Annotated in this window: 14 protein-coding genes; 7 read left to right on the forward strand and 7 right to left on the reverse strand. The window is 60.4% G+C overall.

From position 1 onward, the window contains the following. The first annotated feature begins 177 nt into the window (after window positions 1–177). The 5 genes from QRN20_RS08195 (at window position 178) to souR (ending at window position 6,495) form a co-directional block, all read left to right on the forward strand. Entirely contained in the window at window positions 178–1,413 is a 1,236-nt protein-coding gene (locus tag QRN20_RS08195) for an aromatic ring-hydroxylating oxygenase subunit alpha (protein WP_285360115.1), read from the forward strand. Window positions 1,414–1,659: 246 nt separating this feature from the next. Further along, window positions 1,660–2,571 carry a dihydrodipicolinate synthase family protein gene (locus tag QRN20_RS08200; RefSeq protein WP_154972146.1) on the forward strand — a complete coding sequence of 304 codons (912 nt, stop codon included), beginning with the start codon at window positions 1,660–1,662 and terminating at the stop codon, window positions 2,569–2,571. Further along, a complete protein-coding gene (locus tag QRN20_RS08205; RefSeq protein ID WP_122500512.1) occupies window positions 2,564–4,081 on the forward strand; it encodes an aldehyde dehydrogenase in 1,518 nt (505 codons plus the stop codon). Before QRN20_RS08200 ends, QRN20_RS08205 begins: the two co-directional genes overlap by 8 nt. Continuing rightward, complete coding sequence (locus QRN20_RS08210; protein ID WP_122517801.1) at window positions 4,078–5,424, forward strand: NAD(P)/FAD-dependent oxidoreductase; 1,347 nt, start codon at window positions 4,078–4,080, stop codon at window positions 5,422–5,424. Before QRN20_RS08205 ends, QRN20_RS08210 begins: the two co-directional genes overlap by 4 nt. Before the next feature lie 57 nt (window positions 5,425–5,481). Continuing rightward, complete coding sequence (gene souR, locus QRN20_RS08215) at window positions 5,482–6,495, forward strand: transcriptional regulator SouR (protein WP_240341995.1); 1,014 nt, start codon at window positions 5,482–5,484, stop codon at window positions 6,493–6,495. 12 nt (window positions 6,496–6,507) lie between these two features. Here the strand turns inward: souR and QRN20_RS08220 are convergent, their stop codons facing one another. Further along, window positions 6,508–6,987 (reverse strand): nuclear transport factor 2 family protein, encoded by a 480-nt coding sequence (locus QRN20_RS08220; RefSeq protein WP_096767597.1) that lies wholly within the window; start codon window positions 6,985–6,987, stop codon window positions 6,508–6,510. 150 nt (window positions 6,988–7,137) lie between these two features. Between QRN20_RS08220 and QRN20_RS08225 the strand changes: the two genes are divergently transcribed. Together QRN20_RS08225 and QRN20_RS08230 are read left to right on the forward strand one after the other, a co-directional pair. Further along, window positions 7,138–8,454, forward strand: a complete 1,317-nt coding sequence (locus tag QRN20_RS08225; RefSeq protein ID WP_096767598.1) for a sensor histidine kinase — start codon at window positions 7,138–7,140, stop codon at window positions 8,452–8,454. 630 nt (window positions 8,455–9,084) lie between these two features. Next, window positions 9,085–10,224, forward strand: a complete 1,140-nt coding sequence (locus QRN20_RS08230) for a pectate lyase family protein (protein ID WP_029243442.1) — start codon at window positions 9,085–9,087, stop codon at window positions 10,222–10,224. A gap of 61 nt (window positions 10,225–10,285) precedes the next feature. Here the strand turns inward: QRN20_RS08230 and gspF are convergent, their stop codons facing one another. From gspF to gspK, 6 genes are read right to left on the reverse strand one after another with little or no spacing between them, the layout of a single operon-like run. Continuing rightward, the gene (gspF, locus tag QRN20_RS08235) at window positions 10,286–11,497 is read right to left on the reverse strand and encodes a type II secretion system inner membrane protein GspF (RefSeq protein WP_285360123.1); all 1,212 of its coding nucleotides are present in this window, start codon (window positions 11,495–11,497) and stop codon (window positions 10,286–10,288) included. Continuing rightward, the gene (gene gspE / locus QRN20_RS08240) at window positions 11,497–12,915 is read right to left on the reverse strand and encodes a type II secretion system ATPase GspE (protein ID WP_285360125.1); all 1,419 of its coding nucleotides are present in this window, start codon (window positions 12,913–12,915) and stop codon (window positions 11,497–11,499) included. Before gspE ends, gspF begins: the two co-directional genes overlap by 1 nt. Beyond that, window positions 12,912–15,269 carry a type II secretion system secretin GspD gene (gene gspD, locus QRN20_RS08245; RefSeq protein ID WP_285360126.1) on the reverse strand — a complete coding sequence of 786 codons (2,358 nt, stop codon included), beginning with the start codon at window positions 15,267–15,269 and terminating at the stop codon, window positions 12,912–12,914. The genes gspE and gspD overlap by 4 nt, the downstream gene beginning before the upstream one ends. After that, entirely contained in the window at window positions 15,266–15,835 is a 570-nt protein-coding gene (gene gspM, locus QRN20_RS08250) for a type II secretion system protein GspM (protein WP_122605262.1), read from the reverse strand. Before gspM ends, gspD begins: the two co-directional genes overlap by 4 nt. Continuing rightward, window positions 15,828–17,003 (reverse strand): type II secretion system protein GspL, encoded by a 1,176-nt coding sequence (gene gspL, locus QRN20_RS08255; RefSeq protein ID WP_285360127.1) that lies wholly within the window; start codon window positions 17,001–17,003, stop codon window positions 15,828–15,830. Before gspL ends, gspM begins: the two co-directional genes overlap by 8 nt. Beyond that, window positions 17,000–17,980, reverse strand: coding sequence for a type II secretion system minor pseudopilin GspK (gene gspK, locus QRN20_RS08260; protein WP_163000346.1), 981 nt, complete (start codon window positions 17,978–17,980; stop codon window positions 17,000–17,002). The genes gspL and gspK overlap by 4 nt, the downstream gene beginning before the upstream one ends. Window positions 17,981–17,985 lie beyond the last annotated feature (5 nt).

A 17,985-nucleotide genomic window follows, 5' to 3' on the forward strand; every position in this document is an offset into this window, starting at 1 on the left:
CCTCGAATAAATCGCGGCATGACCTGCCCGATCGATAACATTTGCTTATGCATTGCCGTACATAAATGTTTCTTGTTGCACGTCGATTTCTACACGTAATCTTCACAAAAGCCGTCGGGGCCCAGTGAAGGTCAGCGGCGAACGCGCATCGCTTCATACTCAAGGAGTGCAGGAAACGTGGATACTCGCTCAACGGTTTCGAAACTTATCGCTCAGCGCGAACCTCGCCATGCACTTCCGCAGGCGCTGTACAGCCATCCGGATGTCTACCAACAGGACCTGGATCAGCTGTGGCACAAAGACTGGATATTTGCCGGGCACACCTTCGAAATCGAAAAACAGGGGCAATACATTTCATTGCAGATTGGCGAGTATCCCGTTGCCGTTGTGCGCGGCGCCGATGGCCAGATTCGGGCCCTTCACAATTCCTGCAGGCACAGAGGCTCCAAAGTTTGCCCGGAAGCGAAAGGCAAGGTCGCCAAGTTGGTATGCCCTTATCACAAATGGACGTTCGAGCTGGACGGCAGGCTGTTGTTTGCGGGCAACATGGGCGATGACTTCGACAAGTCCGAATACGGACTGAAGCCCGTTCACTGCGAAATCGTCGAGAGTTATATCTATGTCTGCGTGGCGACTATCGCGCCGGACTTTTCGGTCTTCAAGAACGCAGTAACGCCGTTCCTCGCACCGCATATTCTGGATGACTGCAAAGTTGCCTTTGAATCAAACCTGATCGAAAAAGGCAACTGGAAGCTGGTCTTCGAAAACAACCGCGAATGCTACCACTGCGACGGCACGCACCCGGAGTTGATGAACTCATTCGTCGAAAACCTTTCGGTAGCGGGTGTCGGCGGTGCGGATGATCCTGAGCTGGCCGCACACTGGGACCGTTGTGAAGCCGCCGGCATGCCGAGTCGACTGGTCATGGGCAAGGATGGACGCTTCCGTATCACACGAATCCCGTTGTCCTCGGGTGCCGTGAGTTACACCATGGATGGCAAGCCTGCGGTGAACGGCCGACTGGACAACAGTGGCGAAGCCGACATCGGCGCCCTGCTCTACTTCAATTATCCGTCTACCTGGAACCACTTTCTGGGTGATCACGCGCTGAGCTTCCGTGTGCTGCCGCTCGGCCCGAACGAGACGCTCGTCACCACCAAATGGATTGTCAAAAAGACTGCACAGGAAGGCGTCGATTACGATCTGGCCAGGCTGACCAAGGTGTGGCTGGCGACCAATGACCAGGACCGCACGCTGGTTGAAGGCGCACAGGTTGGCGTCAATTCGCCCGCCTACGAACCCGGCCCGTTCTCGTCCAAGGCTGAAAACGGTGTCTGTCAGTTTGATGACTGGTATTGCGACATTATGCAGACCCGACTCAACGATACGATCAAACTTAAATCGGTAGGCTGACGATCACGACAAGACGGTGTTTTGATAATACGCTGTCTTGTTTGTCACTGCAGTGCCGCGCACGTTTCGAATCAGACAAACACACGGTTTGTTTGCAGGCACTCTGCGCCCGATCGGCACGATGAAGCGTTAATAAACTGATCATCGATAGACACTCGCGATAACGAACAACTTGCTTATAAAGCCCAGGACCTCAAGGTCGTGTGCACTCTGACGTTCGGCCCTTACTATTCGGAGAACTCTCTCTTGAGATTCGAAGGCATCTACACACCCGCGGTAACACCGCACACGCCCGATGGCGACATTGACTGGAACGTATTTCCGCACGTTCTTGAGTCTCTGATCGAGGCGAACGTGCACGGCATCATCATCGGTGGCTCGACCGGCGAATATTACGCACAGACCGCCGAGGAACGCCTCAAGCTGGCGGCTCGTGCCAAGGACGTCATAGGCTCACGCGTCCAGTTGATCATCGGTACAGGCGCCATACGCACTGAAGATGCCGTGCTGTTTGCCAGGGACGCGAAGGCCCTCAAGGCCGACGCCATTCTGGTGACAACGCCGCCCTATGCCCTGCCGACCGATCAGGAAAATGCCATTCATGCCCTGACCATCGACCGCGCCGCCAACATGCCGATCATGTTGTACAACTATCCCGGCCGCATGTGCGTACAGATGAACGAAGACTATCTCGCTCGTGTCGGCAAGTCCAAGAACGTTGTGGCGATCAAGGAAAGTTCGGGCGACATGGGGCGTGTACACCTGTTGGCCCGGGAGTTTCCTCATATCGCCCTGTCGTGCGGCTGGGACGATCAGGCGCTGGAATTCTTTGCCTGGGGCGCCAGAAGCTGGGTCTGCGCCGGTTCTAACTTCCTGCCCAGGGAACATGTTGCGCTGTATGAAGCCTGCGTCATCGAGAAGAACTTCGACAAGGGTCGCCAGATCATGTCGGCCATGATGCCGCTGATGAATGCGCTGGACGGCGGCAAGTTCGTGCAATGCATCAAATTCGGCTGTGAGTTGAACGGCCTGAAAGTCGGGGACGTCCGCGCCCCCCTTCGCCCGCTCAATGCGCAGGACAAGCGCGGCCTTCAGACCGTCATCGCCAATGTGAAGCGCACTGTCGCTCGCATCACTTCGGGAGCCAGCCATGCGTGATCTTCTTACCGCGGATGAATATGCCGCCATCGCCAGCTCACTGGCGTTTCCTTCCAACGCCTTCATCAACGGCGCGTTCAAGCCAGCCTTGTCCGGCAGCACGCTGGCCACGACCAATCCTGCAACCGGTGCATTCCTGACCGACCTGGCCGCCTGCGGCCCCGAAGATGTGGACTTCGCCGTCAGCAAGGCGCGGGAAGCCTTCGAAGACGGACGCTGGAGCCTGCTGGCGCCCGGCGAGCGCAAGGACATTCTGCTCAAGTTCGCCAGACTGCTGGAGAACAATCGTCACGAACTGGCGGTGCTGGAAAGCCTGGACAGCGGCAAGCCGGTGCGTGAGTGTCAGTTGGTCGATGTACCGGACACCATCCACACACTTCGCTGGCACGCCGAACTGATCGACAAGCTCTACGACAGCACGGCTCCGGTCGGTAACGATGCGTTGACCATGGTGGTTCGCGAGCCGATCGGCGTCGTGGGTTGCGTGCTGCCGTGGAACTTCCCGCTGTTGATGCTGGCCTGGAAGATCGGTCCGGCGCTGGCGGCAGGCTGCTCGGTCATCGTAAAACCTGCCGAACAGACCAGCCTGACCACCTTGCGCGTCGCAGAACTCGCATTCGAGGCGGGGGTTCCGGCAGGCGTTCTCAATATCGTGACCGGCACCGGCAAGGACGTCGGCGAGCCCATCGGGTTGCACAAGGATGTCGACATGGTCAGCTTCACCGGCTCGACCGCCACCGGCCGCCGTTTTCTTCATTACGCGGCAGATTCAAACCTCAAGCGCGTGGTCCTCGAATGCGGCGGCAAGAACCCGGCCGTGGTCATGGACGACGCCGAAGACCTCGATCTGGTCGCCGAACACGTGGTCAACGGCGCGTTCTGGAACATGGGCGAAAACTGCTCGGCGACCTCGCGGCTGCTGGTCCATGAATCGATCAAGGCCCCATTGCTGGAGCGCATGGGCGCCTACATCCGCGAATGGAAAATGGGCGATCCGCTGGATCCTCAAAACCGGGTCGGCGCGCTGGTCAGCCCCGATCACTTCGCCAAAGTGAAGTCCTACCTCGACTACGCCCATACCGGTGGCCTGGATATTGTTTACGGCGGCGACACCCAAGACGGCGCGTTCGTACAACTGACCGTCGTCGATGGCGTTGACCGTGACAGCCGGCTGTTCCAGGAAGAGATCTTTGGTCCGGTGCTGTCGGTCACCACTTTCAGCACGATCAACGAAGCGATCAGCCTTGCCAATGACACCGTGTACGGTCTGGCCGCTTCGATCTATACCGGCAATCTGCGCAAGGCCATCAAGCTGTCACGCGAGATCCGCGCCGGCATCGTCACGGTGAACTGCTTTGGCGAGGGCGATGCCTCGACCCCGTTCGGCGGCTACAAGGAGTCGGGCTTCGGCGGTCGAGACAAATCGGTATTTGCCCACGACCAGTACACCGAAATCAAAACCATCTGGATCGATGTGTCTGATCGATCAGTCGATGAGACCGTAAAATGACCACTCATTCCATCAAGCGTCTTCCGGTAGACACCGGTGTTTCAGGCTGGGAAGCGATTTCGACTCGTTCAACTCCTGTGCGCACGCTTGATGGAAGCGTGACGGCGGACTGGCTCATCATAGGTGCCGGTTTTGCCGGGCTGTCCGCAGCGCGCAGACTGTCTCAACTGCGCCCCGACGACAGCATTGTCGTCGTCGATGCGCACGAGATCGCCAAAGGGCCCGCGGGCCGTAACTCGGGCTTCATGATCGATGTGCCGCACAGCCTTTCCTCCGGCGAATATTCGGTCGCCGGGGAGTCGGCCACATCACGGGAAATCGCCCAAAACCGCTTTGCCATTGATTTTGCTTCAAAGGCCGCCCAGGAATACGGAATGTCTGCGACCACGTTCGATCCGTCCGGCAAGATCAATGCCTGCGCAAGTGCGCGCGGCGCCAGGCTGAACATCAATTACGCCAAGTCGTTGAAGAGCATCGGCGAGCGCTACGAATTGCTCGACACGGCGCAGATGCGTGAAATCACCGGTTCAGACTATTACAGCGGCGGACTGTTCACGCCCGGCGCGGTGGTGATCCAGCCGGCGCAATACATCCGCGACCTGGCTGACGGTCTGAGCACAAAAATCAGTCTGTACGAACACTCGCCCATTATCGAACTGTCGCGATCAGGGGCGGACTGGACCGCACGCTCCACAAAGGGCGCCATCACTGCGCCAAAAGTGATTCTTGCGGTCAATGGCCACATTGAAGATTTCGGACACTTTCAGGGACGGCTGCTGCATGTATTTACCTATGCCTCCATGACGGCAGGTTTCAGGGACGATGTTGCCAAAGGACGCGGGACGGGCCGGGACAGCTGGGCTCTCTTGCCCGCCGACCCAATGGGCGCGACCGTGCGCAAGATCTCCGCACAGGGCCAGTCACGGATCGTCATTCGTACCCGGTTCACCTATGACCCCAGCATTCAGGTCACTGCAGCGCGCGTGGCGGAGGTTGCCCGCGAGCAGCGAGAGTCACTGGATGCGCGCTTTCCCGAATTGAAGGCCGTTGCACTGGAGTTCAGTTGGGCCGGCCGTCTCTGCCTTAGCCGCAACAGCGCAGCGGCTTTCGGCGAGGTGGAGGAAAATCTGTACTCGGCCTGCTGCGAAAACGGGCTGGGAACCGTCAAAAGCACACTCGCGGGCGTCCTGGCAGCCGAGCTGGCAACGGGCACGCACTCGCGCTTCCTCGATGACTTCAGCAGTTCTCCCGGCCCCAGTAAACTGCCACCGAAGATATTGACAAGACTTGGCGTGCGTTCAGTCATAAGCTGGCAGGCACTGCGAGCAGGTCGAGAAGGCTGACAGCCGGCTACCGCAGAGCGACAGTCATGATTCCAGCAGCCTGAGGTGAGCCGAGCGGTGATTGCACGACGACAATTCAGCAGCGCCATGCGCGGCAAGAACCTGCGGTATCTGGGTGAAGCAAACACTGAAGAAAGACCGATAACCCGTGTCGCCTTTCTGCTGCTCGAATATTTCTCGCTGCCCGCCTTCACTCAGGCGCTGGACGCTATTGTCACCGCCAACCTGCTGCGCCCCAGACTTTTCACCTCGACCACACTCGGTCTGCGGCCGGGAGAAGTCCTCAGTGATCTGGGGCTGGTGATTCGGCCGGACCAGGGCCTGGATGCAGACATCGTTCAGAACGTTGATCTGCTGGTGATTTGCGGCGGCTACCGAACGGAACTCAAGGCGGAGCCGGAGCTTATACATCTGCTCCAGATGGCGACTGAACACGGCGTAACGCTGGGCGGTCTGTGGAACGGCGCATGGTTTCTCGGCGCAGCGGGGCTGCTTGAGGGCTATCGCTGCGCAATTCATCCGGAGCATCGCCCTGCCCTGGCCGAAATCGCCAAGGTCACGCACGTGACCAGCGAAGCCTACGTGATCGACCGCGACCGGCTCACCGCTTCAAGCCCCACCGGCGCCTTTCATCTGGCGCTGGAATGGATCAAGGGATTGCATGACAAGGCGCTGGTGGAAGGCATCGAAGACATTCTGTGCTTTGAAGAATCACGCTATCGACGGGTCAAGCCCAGTGTGAATCTTTCAGTGAGCGCTCCGCTGCGCGAAGTCGTCAAGCTCATGGAAGCCAATCTGGAAGAACCCCTTGAGCTTGAGCAACTGGCGGTCTATTCGGGCAGGTCACGCCGCCAGGTTGAACGGCTGTTCAGAGAGCAACTGGGCACGACACCACAACGCTATTACCTCGAATTGCGAATCACCGAAGCCCGCAGGCTGCTGCAACACACTGAGATGTCACAACTGGAGGTGCTGGTCGCCTGCGGTTTCGTCTCCCCGAGCCATTTCAGCAAGTGCTACAGCTCGTTCTTCGGTTACCGACCGTCCAAGGAAAAGCGGCTGGTCAAATAGCGTCGACGGTTCTTAGAGACCCAGCTCCGAGAGCCCCGGATGTTCATCCGGACGACGCCCCAGCGGCCAGTGGAATTTACGCTCCGATTCCTGAATTGGCAGGTCGTTGATGCAGGCGAAACGGTTGGCCATCAAACCATCATCGTTGAATTCCCAGTTTTCATTGCCGTAGGAGCGAAACCAGTTACCCGAATCGTCATGCCATTCGTAGGCGTAACGCACGGCGATGCGGTTGCCGCCGAACGCCCAAAGCTCCTTGATCAGGCGGTAGTCCAGTTCCTTCTTCCATTTACGCTCCAGAAACTGCTGCGCCTGTTCGCGGTTGGTGATGAATTCGGCACGATTGCGCCAGTGGGTGTCCGGCGTGTAGGCCAGCGCGACTTTCTCGGGGTTGCGGCTGTTCCAGCCGTCTTCGGCCAGACGAACCTTTTCAATGGCCGATTCGCGGGTAAACGGTGGCAGGGGTGGACGGGTTGCGGCGTTAGATGACATGCAGAAGTCTCCGGGCAGATTGACTGTTGAGGTAACCAGACCTTGTCACAGGCCGCAAGCCCCAAACCAGACACTCGGAAGTATCTTGCTGTGGTCTCTGCACTACAGGCATCATACGGCCACATTCTGCCCTCCCCGCGATGCTTTCCCATGACCCACCGTCCTGCGCCCTTCCCCGCCAACGAGGCAGACAGAATTCTGTCGCTGGAGCATCTCGGCATTCTGGACAGCGAGCCTGAACAGGGCTTCGACGATGTGGTACTGCTGGCCACTACGCTGTGCGATGTGCCGATAGCACTGGTATCGCTGGTGGACCGTGAGCGGCAGTGGTTCAAGGCTTGCATTGGTCTGGACGTGCGCGAGACGCACCGCGACCTCGCGTTCTGCGCCCATGCGATTCTGGCACCGACCGACGTGCTGGTCGTGGAAGACGCTACACAGGACCCACGCTTCGAGCACAGTGCGCTGGTTCTGGGACCGCCCCACATCCGTTTTTACGCCGGAGCCCCCATCTGCAGCGATGCGGGTCTGCCGATGGGCACCGTCTGCGTGATCGACACCAAACCCCGCACCCTCAGCGATGCCCAGCGTCTGGCGCTCCAGGCGCTGGCACGCCAGACCGCCGCCTTGTTGCAATTGCGCATGTTGAGCGGACAGCATGAACAGCGGGCCACTGCGCTGACGCACGAACTCGAAAAAGCTCAGGACCATAATCGGACCACAGAGCGGAACCTGCGCCACTCGCAACGGGTTTCATCGCTGGGCATGCTGACGGCAAGCATCGCCCATGACTTCAATAATCTTCTCCAGGCGCTGAGCGCCAGCCTGCAATTGGTGCGCATGCGGGCGCGGCGTCCGACCGACGTGGAAAGCCTGAGTGATACCGGCCTGCAGGCGGTTGAACATGGCCGCCAACTGGTCGCTCGCCTGCTGTCCAGCGTGCGTCAGGACGGGCCGGAATTGATCTGTATCGACGTCAGCGAGCGGCTTGATGCCGCGCGTGATCTGTTGCTGCGCTCGGTCGGTGAAGAGATGGAACTGTCCTTCGATCTTCAGGCCACGGGCTGGGGCGTACTGTGCGTTGAAGCCCAGTTGCACGCCGCCATCCTGAACCTGCTGGCCAACGCACGGGACGCGACATCCGGGCCTGGCAAGGCGTGCATTGCGACCCGCATGGAGGCTGTCGAGGATGACCTTCGACTGCCCGAAGGCGACTATCTGGTGATCAGCGTGACCGACAACGGTCCGGGCATGCCGGGCGAACTGGCATCGCGGATTTTCGAGCCGTTTTTCACCACCAAGAAGACGGGGCTGGGAACCGGTCTGGGTCTGGCCCAAGTGCAGGAATTTGCAGTAAATGCCGGAGGCGGCGTGCGTGTCGAAACCGCACCCGGTGACGGGACCTGCATGAAACTGTATCTGCGAATCCTTGGACGTATCGAGACGGCCCTGCTCCCGCCTCAATAACGCACTTTCCCGCGCTGTACATCGGCAAACACCCTCGCCTTACTTCTCATGCTCTGCACTTGGCAGAACAGCATGACCGTCATTCGGCGCATTTATATCAGCCCATTCATAGTTTTGCCAGAACGCGCTTCCAGGCAACTACCGAACGGGTATTCAACTCATGGTCAAGTGCTTGTTGGAAAGTTGGCGCTTCCAGACATCTGACTGATCAAACCCACACAACCCCGCGTTATTACACATGTTTTAAACGGCGATCGCTGTCTCAACCTAACCTGACGTCATACATCGAAACGCCGATAGCCCACAACCTCGCCGAACACAGAGCCATCTTGTAAAAAACCCCAATATTCTGATTTATAAGCCAATAATCCCGTAAAAAGTCAAAATACCGGTCCTTCCCTGCTGATAACCCCCTCACTCGGCCAACGCTCCCAGGCACGTGAATAGCAAATATTCTCTTTTACTAAGATTGTCATCATACAACCTTCATAAACGGTTTTCTTATCCCGTATATTCACGTCGCAGCAAACGGATTGTTTGCGCATTGGTAATAGCAAATGGACGTTTGCTGGTGAGACACGCAGTTGTCTGCTGCGGGTTGTACCTCAAATTAATCAAGGATCAGATTAAATGGTTAAGTCTCGAAACAATCTGCCAATCAAACTTGCCAGCGGTCTCTTCGGTTCGCTGATGCTGGTCAGTCTTTCTGCTCACGCCGATATCGCAACCGATGTAGCCACCACCGGCTGGGCCACCCAGAACGGCGGCACAAAGGGCGGCTCACGGGCTGCTGCGAAGGACATCTTCACCGTCAAGAACGCTGCTGAACTGAAAAGCGCGCTGGCCGCCTCGGTGGGTAGCAACGGCCGCATCATCAAGATCACCGGCCTGATCGATGTCAGCGAAGGCAAGGCGTACACCAAGACTTCGGACATGAAAGTCCGGGGCCGTCTGGACATCCCCGGCAAGACCACCATCGTGGGCACCAGCAGCAGCGCAGAAATCCGTGAGGGTTTCTTCTACGCCAAGGAAAACGATGTGATCATCCGCAACCTGACCATCGAGAACCCGTGGGATCCGGAGCCGATCTGGGACGCCGATGACGGCAGCGCGGGCAACTGGAACTCAGAGTACGACAGCCTGACCGTCGAAGGTGCCAACAACGTGTGGGTTGACCACGTGACCTTTACCGACGGCCGCCGCACCGATGATCAGAACGGCACTGCCAACGGTCGTCCAAAACAGCATCACGATGGCGCCATGGACGTGAAGAACGGCGCCAACTACGTGACCATCTCGTATTCGATCTTCAAGAACCACGAGAAGAACAACCTGATCGGTTCGAGCGACAGCAAGACCACCGACGATGGCAAGCTCAAGGTCACGATCCACAACACGCTGTTCGAAAACATCTCCGCTCGCGCACCGCGTGTGCGCTTCGGCCAGGTGCACCTGTACAACAACTACCACGTGGGCAGCACCAGCCACAAAATCTACCCCTTCACCTACGCGCATGGCATGGGCAAGAGTTCGAAGATTTTCTCCGAGCAGAACGCCTTCGAAATCAGCGGCATCAGCGGCTGCGACAAGATTGCCGCCGACTACGGCGGAAGCACCTACCGTGACAGCGGCTCGCGCCTGAATGGCACAGCCCTGAGCTGCCCGTGGAGCACCAGCATCGGCTGGACCCCGCCTTACAGCTACAGCCCGCTGAGCGCCGACAAGGTGGCTGCGGACGTCAAGGCCAAGGCTGGCGCAGGCAAAATCTGACGCTGACGCTTGACCTGTTGAACAGAAGGCCCTCTTGATCGAGGGCCTTTTGCATGGCACATCATCCGACCAGTTGATTGATCTCAATGATCGGCAGCAGCACTGCCAGCACGATCACCAGCACCACACCGCCCATCACCACGATCATCAGCGGCTCGAGCAATGCCGTCATGCCCATGGCGCGACGCTCGATGTCACGCGACAGGGTCTGCGCGGCACGCTCGAGCATCGGCGGCAACGCGCCTGTTTTCTCGCCGCTGGCAATAAGGTGGATGAGCAGCGGCGGAAAGACCTTCTCGACACGCAAGGCTGCGGCCAGATTCACGCCTTCGCGCACCTTGGCGGTGGCTTCGGTAACGCTCTCGCTGAGACGGTCATTGGACAGGGTCTGACGCGCCGCATCCAGCGCGCGCAGCAAGGGCACACCAGCACCGCCGAGAATCGCCAGGGTCGAGGCGAAGCGCGCGGTGTTGAGACCCAGCACGAAGCGACCGATCAATGGCAAACGCAGCACACGTGCGTGCCAGCTCAGGCGCGCAGCGGGATTGCGCAGGTAAATCCGCCAGCTCCAGACGCTGATCGTCAGACCCAGCAGGCACAACCAGCCCCAGCCACGAATGAAATCACTGGCGTTGAGCATGGCCAGCGTGAGACCCGGCAGATCCTGCCGTGCCTGTGAAAAGGCGCTGACCACCTGTGGCACCACGTAACTGAGCAGAAAAATCACGATGGCAATCGACACCAGCCCTACGACACCGGGATAGATGAACGCCGTCAGGATCTTGCTACGCAGGCCGTTGCGCTCTTCGATGTAATCCGCCAGACGTTCCATGACATGCGCCAGATCGCCGGACTCTTCACCGGCTGCAATCAACGCCCGGTAAATGTCCGGAAAATCACCGGGGCGAGCAGCCAGGGCTTCGGCCAGACGCATGCCGCTGCGCACATCGCTGCGCACCGCGCCAAGGGTCTGGATGATGTGCTTGCGCTCGGCCTGCTCCAGCGTGGCAGTCAACGCTTCATCCAGCGGCAGTCCCGCACCCAGCAGGCTTGCCAGTTGGCGCGTTACCGACGCCAGGTCAGTGTCCGAAAGCCTGGCGCTGAACAGTCCGCGCCCTCCACTGCCCGCCCGGACCGTTTCCGGCTCGACCTGCAACGCCGTCAGTCCACGGCTGCGCAGAACGCCGAAGGCGGCGTTGCGGCTGTCGGCCTCCAGATGTCCGGATTCGATTCTGCCCAGTGCATTGGCGGCTTCGTAGCGATAGCGATTCATCAGACGTCCCGTGTCACGCGCAGAATTTCTTCAGGCGCCGTGGTACCACTGCGCACCCAGCGACTGCCATCCTCGCGCATGCTCAACATCCCGGCATGGCGTGCAGCCACGCGCAAAGCCTGTTCGTCGGCACCGCTGTGAATCAGGCTGCGAACAGCGTCGTCGACACAGAACAGTTCGTGAATACCGGTACGACCGCTGTAGCCGATCTGATTACAGACCGCACAACCCACCGGACGCCAAGTGCCGGGCACGGCCGGGTCTTCCTGCTTGCAGTGCGGACACAGACGGCGCACCAGACGCTGGGCAAGCACACCCAGCAGCGACGAAGCGAGTAGAAAGGGCTCGACCCCCATGTCGATCAACCGGTTGACCGCCGACACCGAATCGTTGGTGTGCAGCGTCGCCAACACGAGGTGGCCGGTCAGCGAGGCCTGCACAGCGATCTGTGCGGTTTCCAGATCGCGAATCTCACCGATCATGATGATGTCCGGGTCCTGACGCAGAATGGCGCGCAGAGCAAGAGCAAAGGTCATGTCGATGCGGGTGTTGACCTGAATCTGGCTGATGCCCGGCAGGTCGTACTCCACCGGATCCTCGACGGTCAGAATGTTGCTGGTGCTGGCGTCCAGTCGTGCCAGCGCGGCATAGAGACTGGTGGTCTTGCCGCTGCCGGTGGGCCCCGTAACCAGCACGATCCCATGGGGCTGACGAATCAGGTGATCGAGTCTGGCGAGCAGGTCCGGGTCCATGCCCAGGGTTTCCAGTTGCAGGCGTCCGGCCTGCTTGTCCAGCAAACGCATTACCACGCGCTCGCCGTGGCCGGTGGGCACCGTGGAGACACGAATATCGATCGGTCGTCCGGCCACCCGCAACGCGATTCGTCCATCCTGTGGCAGACGTTTCTCGGCGATGTCCAGTAGCGCCATGATCTTGATCCGCGACACCAGCGAGCCATGCAGCGCCTTGCGTGGCGACACCACGTCACGCAGCGTGCCGTCGACGCGGTAGCGGACCACGGAATGGCTTTCGTAGGGTTCGATGTGAATGTCGCTGGCTTCGTCCCGCGCCGCCTGAGTGAACAGCGCGTTGATCATGCGGATCACCGGCGCACCGTCCTGAGCATCCAGCAGGTCGGTGATTTCCGGGATGTCCTGCATCAGGCGGTCCAGATCTGCCTCGCTCTCGGCCGCACCGACCACCGCAGCAGCGCTGCCCGTGTCGGCGTAAGCGGCTGCGAGCAGTCCGTCCATCTGTGCATCGTCAACACGTTCCAGAGTGGCCGGCCCGAACTGTCGGCGAGCCTCGTTGATGGCCCAGCCGGGCGTCGACTGGCACATGACCAGCACCGCCCTCTGCTCACTGAGCCGCAACAGAATGCGCTGCGCCTTGGCCCACGCGTAAGGCAGCCCGGTCATGGTGCGGGGACTGGCACGGCGCGAATCGTCGCGCGTGGCATCTGTACTGGCGCGGGCACCGATTCGGGAATCGCTTTCGCCGCTGGCGGCAATTGCGGCCCTTGCATGTCCGGCAACGCCCAGTTGCGTTCCGGCTGCAGGCTGCCCTGAGCCCGGCGCATGTATTCGTAGCGATTGAGCGTGATGCTACGCCCCGCGCCGCTGTCACGAATGATGTAAGGCCGCAGGAACACCATCAGGTTGGTCTTGGTCATCTGACGCCGGTCATTGCGAAACAGCACGCCCAGTACCGGAATGTTCGACAGCCAGGGCACAGCGTCATTGCTCTGGTTGTAGCCATCCTGAAGCAGACCGCCCAGGACCATGATCTGCCCGTCATCGAGCAGGATGCTGGTGTCGATGGCGCGCTTGTTGGTCACGGTTCCGGCGTCGACCGATGCACGCTGATCGACGCTGCTGACTTCCTGATAGATGTCCAGCTTGACAGTACCGCCTTCGGAAATCTGCGGCCGTACATTAAGCTTCAGACCCACTTCCTCGCGCTCCACGGTCTGGAACGGGTTGTTGCTGGTGCCGCCTCCGCCGGTCACGTAGCTGCCAGTGACGAAGGGAATGGTCTGGCCGACGAAAATGCTCGCGGCTTCGTTGTCGAGTGTCAGCAGGTTCGGCGTGGACAGCACGTTGCTGCCGCCTTTGCTCTTCAGCGCCCGCGCCAGTACTTTGAGGTCCAGCACCTCGCCGATGCCCGGAATGGTCACTGTGCCTTTCACCACGCCAACGTTCAACCCCGGTGGCAGCACATCGATGGTCGTGCCGCCAGCCGGGTTACTGACCAATCCACTGCCGCCCAGATTGGCACCCCCGAACACACCGCTGCCGCTCAGGTTGCCGGTCTGCCACTGCACGCCGAATTCGTTGGCATCGTCCTCACTGACTTCGACGATCAGGCTTTCAATCACCACCTGGGCACGCCGCTGATCCAGCTGGTCGATCACCTCACGCAGATTGCGGTACAAGGGTTCCGGCGCCGAGATCAGCAGGGTGTTGGTGGTCGCATCCGCCTGAATGGTCACCCCGCTTGCGGTGAACGCCGTGCTCTGATCGCCCTGCTGACCGCTGACTCCCGCATTCGCTGTCGTGCCGCCAGCCTGACCGTAACCGTTGCTGCCTGTACCACTTGCCGAGCCACCGCCACTGGACGTGCTGGTAGTGCCCTGCCCTTCATTCTTGTTGCTCGTCCCGCCCATGCCGCTGAGCATCGCCCGCGCGGTATCGGTCGCGCCACTCTCGCTCTCGCCCGTCAGCAGACCGCGCAACGCCTGGGCCAGCTTGCCCGCCTGGGCATTGCGCAGGTAGACCACATGCAGGTTGCTGGGATTGCTCTGCGCGTTGTCCAGTTTGTAGATCAGATTGCGCGCCAGCTCGGTACGCTCGGGGCTGCCAGCACGGATGATGATGGCGTTGGAGCGCGGATCACCGATCACGCTGATCTTCTGGGTCGGGTCGCCGCCTTGGGTGTCCAGCAGCTCACTGACCATCCCGGCGATGTCCACGGCAATGCCGTTGCGAACCGACACCACGTCGGTATCGATGGCGCTGGGTGTGTCGATGCCGTCGATGATCTGCGCGACGCGGGTCAGGTTTTCCGCGTAATCGGTCACCACAATGGTGTTGTTGCCGGGATAGGCATTGATCGGGTTGTTCGGCGACACGATGGGCCGCAGGACCGGAATCAGGTTGACCGCGTTTTCGTACTGCAGCCGAAAGGTGCGGGTCAGCATGCCATTGCCGGCCGGTTTGTCAGGGCTATAAATCGGCCCGCCCAGCAGCTTGGCATCTGCCTCGGGCACCACATGCGCGACACCGCCAACATCAACGACGCTGAAACCCTGCATACGCAAGGCGGACAACAGCATGTCGTAAGCCTGAACGGCAGGCACCTGACCTTCGCTGACCAGGGTCAGGGTGCCAGTGACGCGCGGATCGACCAGAAACTGCTGACCGGTCGAGCGAGACAGGGCACGCACCACCGCCTGGATATCGGCGTCGACAAAATTGAGTTGCACTGGTTGATTGCCCAGCATGCTGCGCGCTACCGCAGGAGTGCGGCCGCTGTTCTGCCTGCGTGGCGTGCTGATCGGATGTTGCACCCTGGACTGACTTGGCACGCTGGTCTGCGCACGCTGGCGATCAAGCAAGGCGTCGCCACTGCGCTGCGTGTTGGCCAAGGGCTGGCCCAGTTCGCTGTCCATTGGCGGGGGTGGTGTCGAGTGGGTGCATGCACTCAGCGCCAGCAGCACGAAAGGCAATGCCTTGCGACACGGGCGTACATCATTGAAGCCTGACCACTTCATAAAGCTTCCTTGCTGGCGCCGGGCGCCTGATCCATGCGAACGATCCCCGACAAGTGACCTGCCGAGGCTTGTGCGGAAGCCCCGTCTGCGCGCTGCAGTCGGGCTTCGGTAACGTAAAGCGAAAACTGTTGCGGCTGCTCCAGCAACCACTGCATGACGCCATCGGCCGGGGCCTGATTGAACGTCAGTTGCCAGGTCGAATCACCGGTTTCGGTATCAGCCTGCAACCGATAGACCTGCTCCAGCCCGGCGGCTTCCAGACTGTCGCGCAACGCCTGCTCCAGCCCCTGCCCTGACACTTGCGCGGACGGAGCCGGCAGTTGCTGCAGCAACGTTTCGAGGGTTTGTTTCTGAGTACGCAGTTTGGGCGTCTCGGCCTGCCAGTAAGCGATTTTCTGAAGCGGCGGCTGAATCAACAGCAGCCACACCACCAGACCCGACAGCACCCAGGCAGCGCCGGTCACCAGTTGCCTTTCCCGCCGCGTCAGGCCAGACCAGCCTGTCGCTGCACGGTTGCGCCAGAATCGCCAGCGCGCTTTCGCGAGGTTCAGCGTGGCTCTACTCATGATCGTCGCCCTGAGCTTCGTCGCTCTCGGCCGAAGTGGACTCAGCCAACGGGCTCAGCGTCCACAAACGCTCCTGGCGACTGACACTCAACCCGACCTGTTTCAGTGTGTCCTGCCAGGCGCTGTCAACGGGCACCTGCGGCGTTTCTTCCAGCATTTGCAGTTGCAACCTGTCGCCAGAGAACGTCAGGCTTTGCACGCTGCCAGCCATGAAGGGCATGCCCTCGGCGGCCTGTTGCATCAGGTGAGTGAAGCGCTGACCGGGATCACTTCCGGCACCGCCCTGGCGCGCGGCCAACTGCTGACGGGCTTGCTGCAAGGGGTTGAGAATCACCGGCAGTTCTGGAAACGCCTGCTTGACCCGCTGACTCATGCCGACCTTGAGCGCCTGTCCTTGCGCAGCCTCGCGAGCGGCATAGAGGTTCAGACCCAACGTCCACACGGCGACCGCCAGCACGCAGCAGACCAGCGCGGGTGTCCAGCTGGACGCCTGGCTGGCTGTACGGCCAAGCCCCGCATGCAGACTCCAGCCGGGCGCGACGCCACTCAACGCCTGCTCGGCCGACAAGGTCTGCGTATCAACTGCTCCGTCATGACCAATCCAGCAAAGCTCGGCACCCGAAGCCAGCCGCTCATCGAGCCGATCGTCAATGCAAGGCTGCACCACGGCGTGATCCAGACCGTGACGCAGCAGCCAGTGCTCTTCCAGCAGACCTGCGCTGATCTGCCCTGCTACAGGAGTCGGCAGACCGAACGGCGCCGGATACAGCCCACGCAATGGCAGGCGCATCTGACTCAACAACCCGGTCAGCCGCTCCAGTGATTCTTTTGGCAGCCAGGCGACCTGCACATGACCTTGCGCGTCCCGGGCGCTGTGGGCGATGTGCATCTGATCGCTGTTTCCGAGCATCAATCCTTGCGCTGCGCAGATGACGGCAGCCTTGAGACGTGATCCGCTCAACGGCGGAAGATCGATACCGGTCAGGACGCTGTCCAGCGGATGCAAGTAGCACTCAACGCCCGACGTCTTCGGCCCTGTGGCCAAGGCTGACAAGGTGCTGTGTCCGCTTTCGGTGACACGGCCTGCACGGTCCAGACGAGCGAAAGCCACCGTCGTCTCCCGCGCCAACTCAGTCAGAGGCGGCAAGGCGATGCGCAAGCGGCTCATATGCCCACCCGCGACCAAATGACCCGTGGCAGCGTGTCGCCAACGCGATGCAGCAAGGCCTGGATTCTGACCTGACGCTGCTGGGGACGCGCCTGCCCGCGCAGCATGAACCACTCACTGGTCACGCCGACATTGAGGTTGTCGACCGTCAATTTGGGTACCCGCAGCCGGTTGATCAGGTCGCCCCGGTTGACGAACCACACCCCCCTGTCGCGCTCGGACACCACCGCCTGCGCTCTGGACAACGACAGACCGGGAATAACCGCCGCCAGCACCTCGGCGCTGGCCGTGTTGCCGTTCACCCAGGTGTTGCTCGGCAGCACACTCACGTAGTAGTCGAGACGCGTTAGCGAGGCTTCGGTGAGTCCGGCCATGCCACGCAGGTCTTCGAGGCTGCGCAGCATCGGCTGGGTGGCTGGCAGAAGCGTTTGCGCGGTGCCGGGCGAAGTCACTCGACCGCTGTCGAAACTGCTCGCCGAGCCCGTCGACATTGACGTGGAAAGCAGCCTTGGATAGGACGCGATGACCCGCTGACTGATGCGCTGGGCCAGTGCGGCATCGATACCGATCAGTTCACACAAGCGCTCGAAGCTGCGCTGCTGCCCGATGTCCGCCTGTTGGTTGGTCAGCAGGTTGCGCAGATTGAACTTGCCTTGCTGATCCTGCAATTGCCCTTCGAACTCACCCGGCTCGGCATTCGACGCGTCGATGACGATCGGTCTGGCCCACGGCTGATCAAGGCGCGTCGAAGCGTCCTGCTGACGCGAGTCCCACAGCAGTTGGCGACTGATCTCAAGCCCGCCCAACAACTGCTGACTGCCCTGCACACGCGATTGCTCGGCTTCAAGGCTGCGAGTCAGCACGCCCTGACGAGTGAGCATGCCTGCCGCAATCACCGCCACGATTGCAGCGATAAGCAACGCGCTGATGATCGCCGAGCCACGCTGTCGGGACATAGTGAAGAAGACGTTTTTCATGGCAG

This window comes from Pseudomonas sp. fls2-241-TYG-175 (assembly GCF_030209155.1).
GTDB classification, from domain to species: Bacteria; Pseudomonadota; Gammaproteobacteria; order Pseudomonadales; family Pseudomonadaceae; genus Aquipseudomonas; species Aquipseudomonas viridiflava.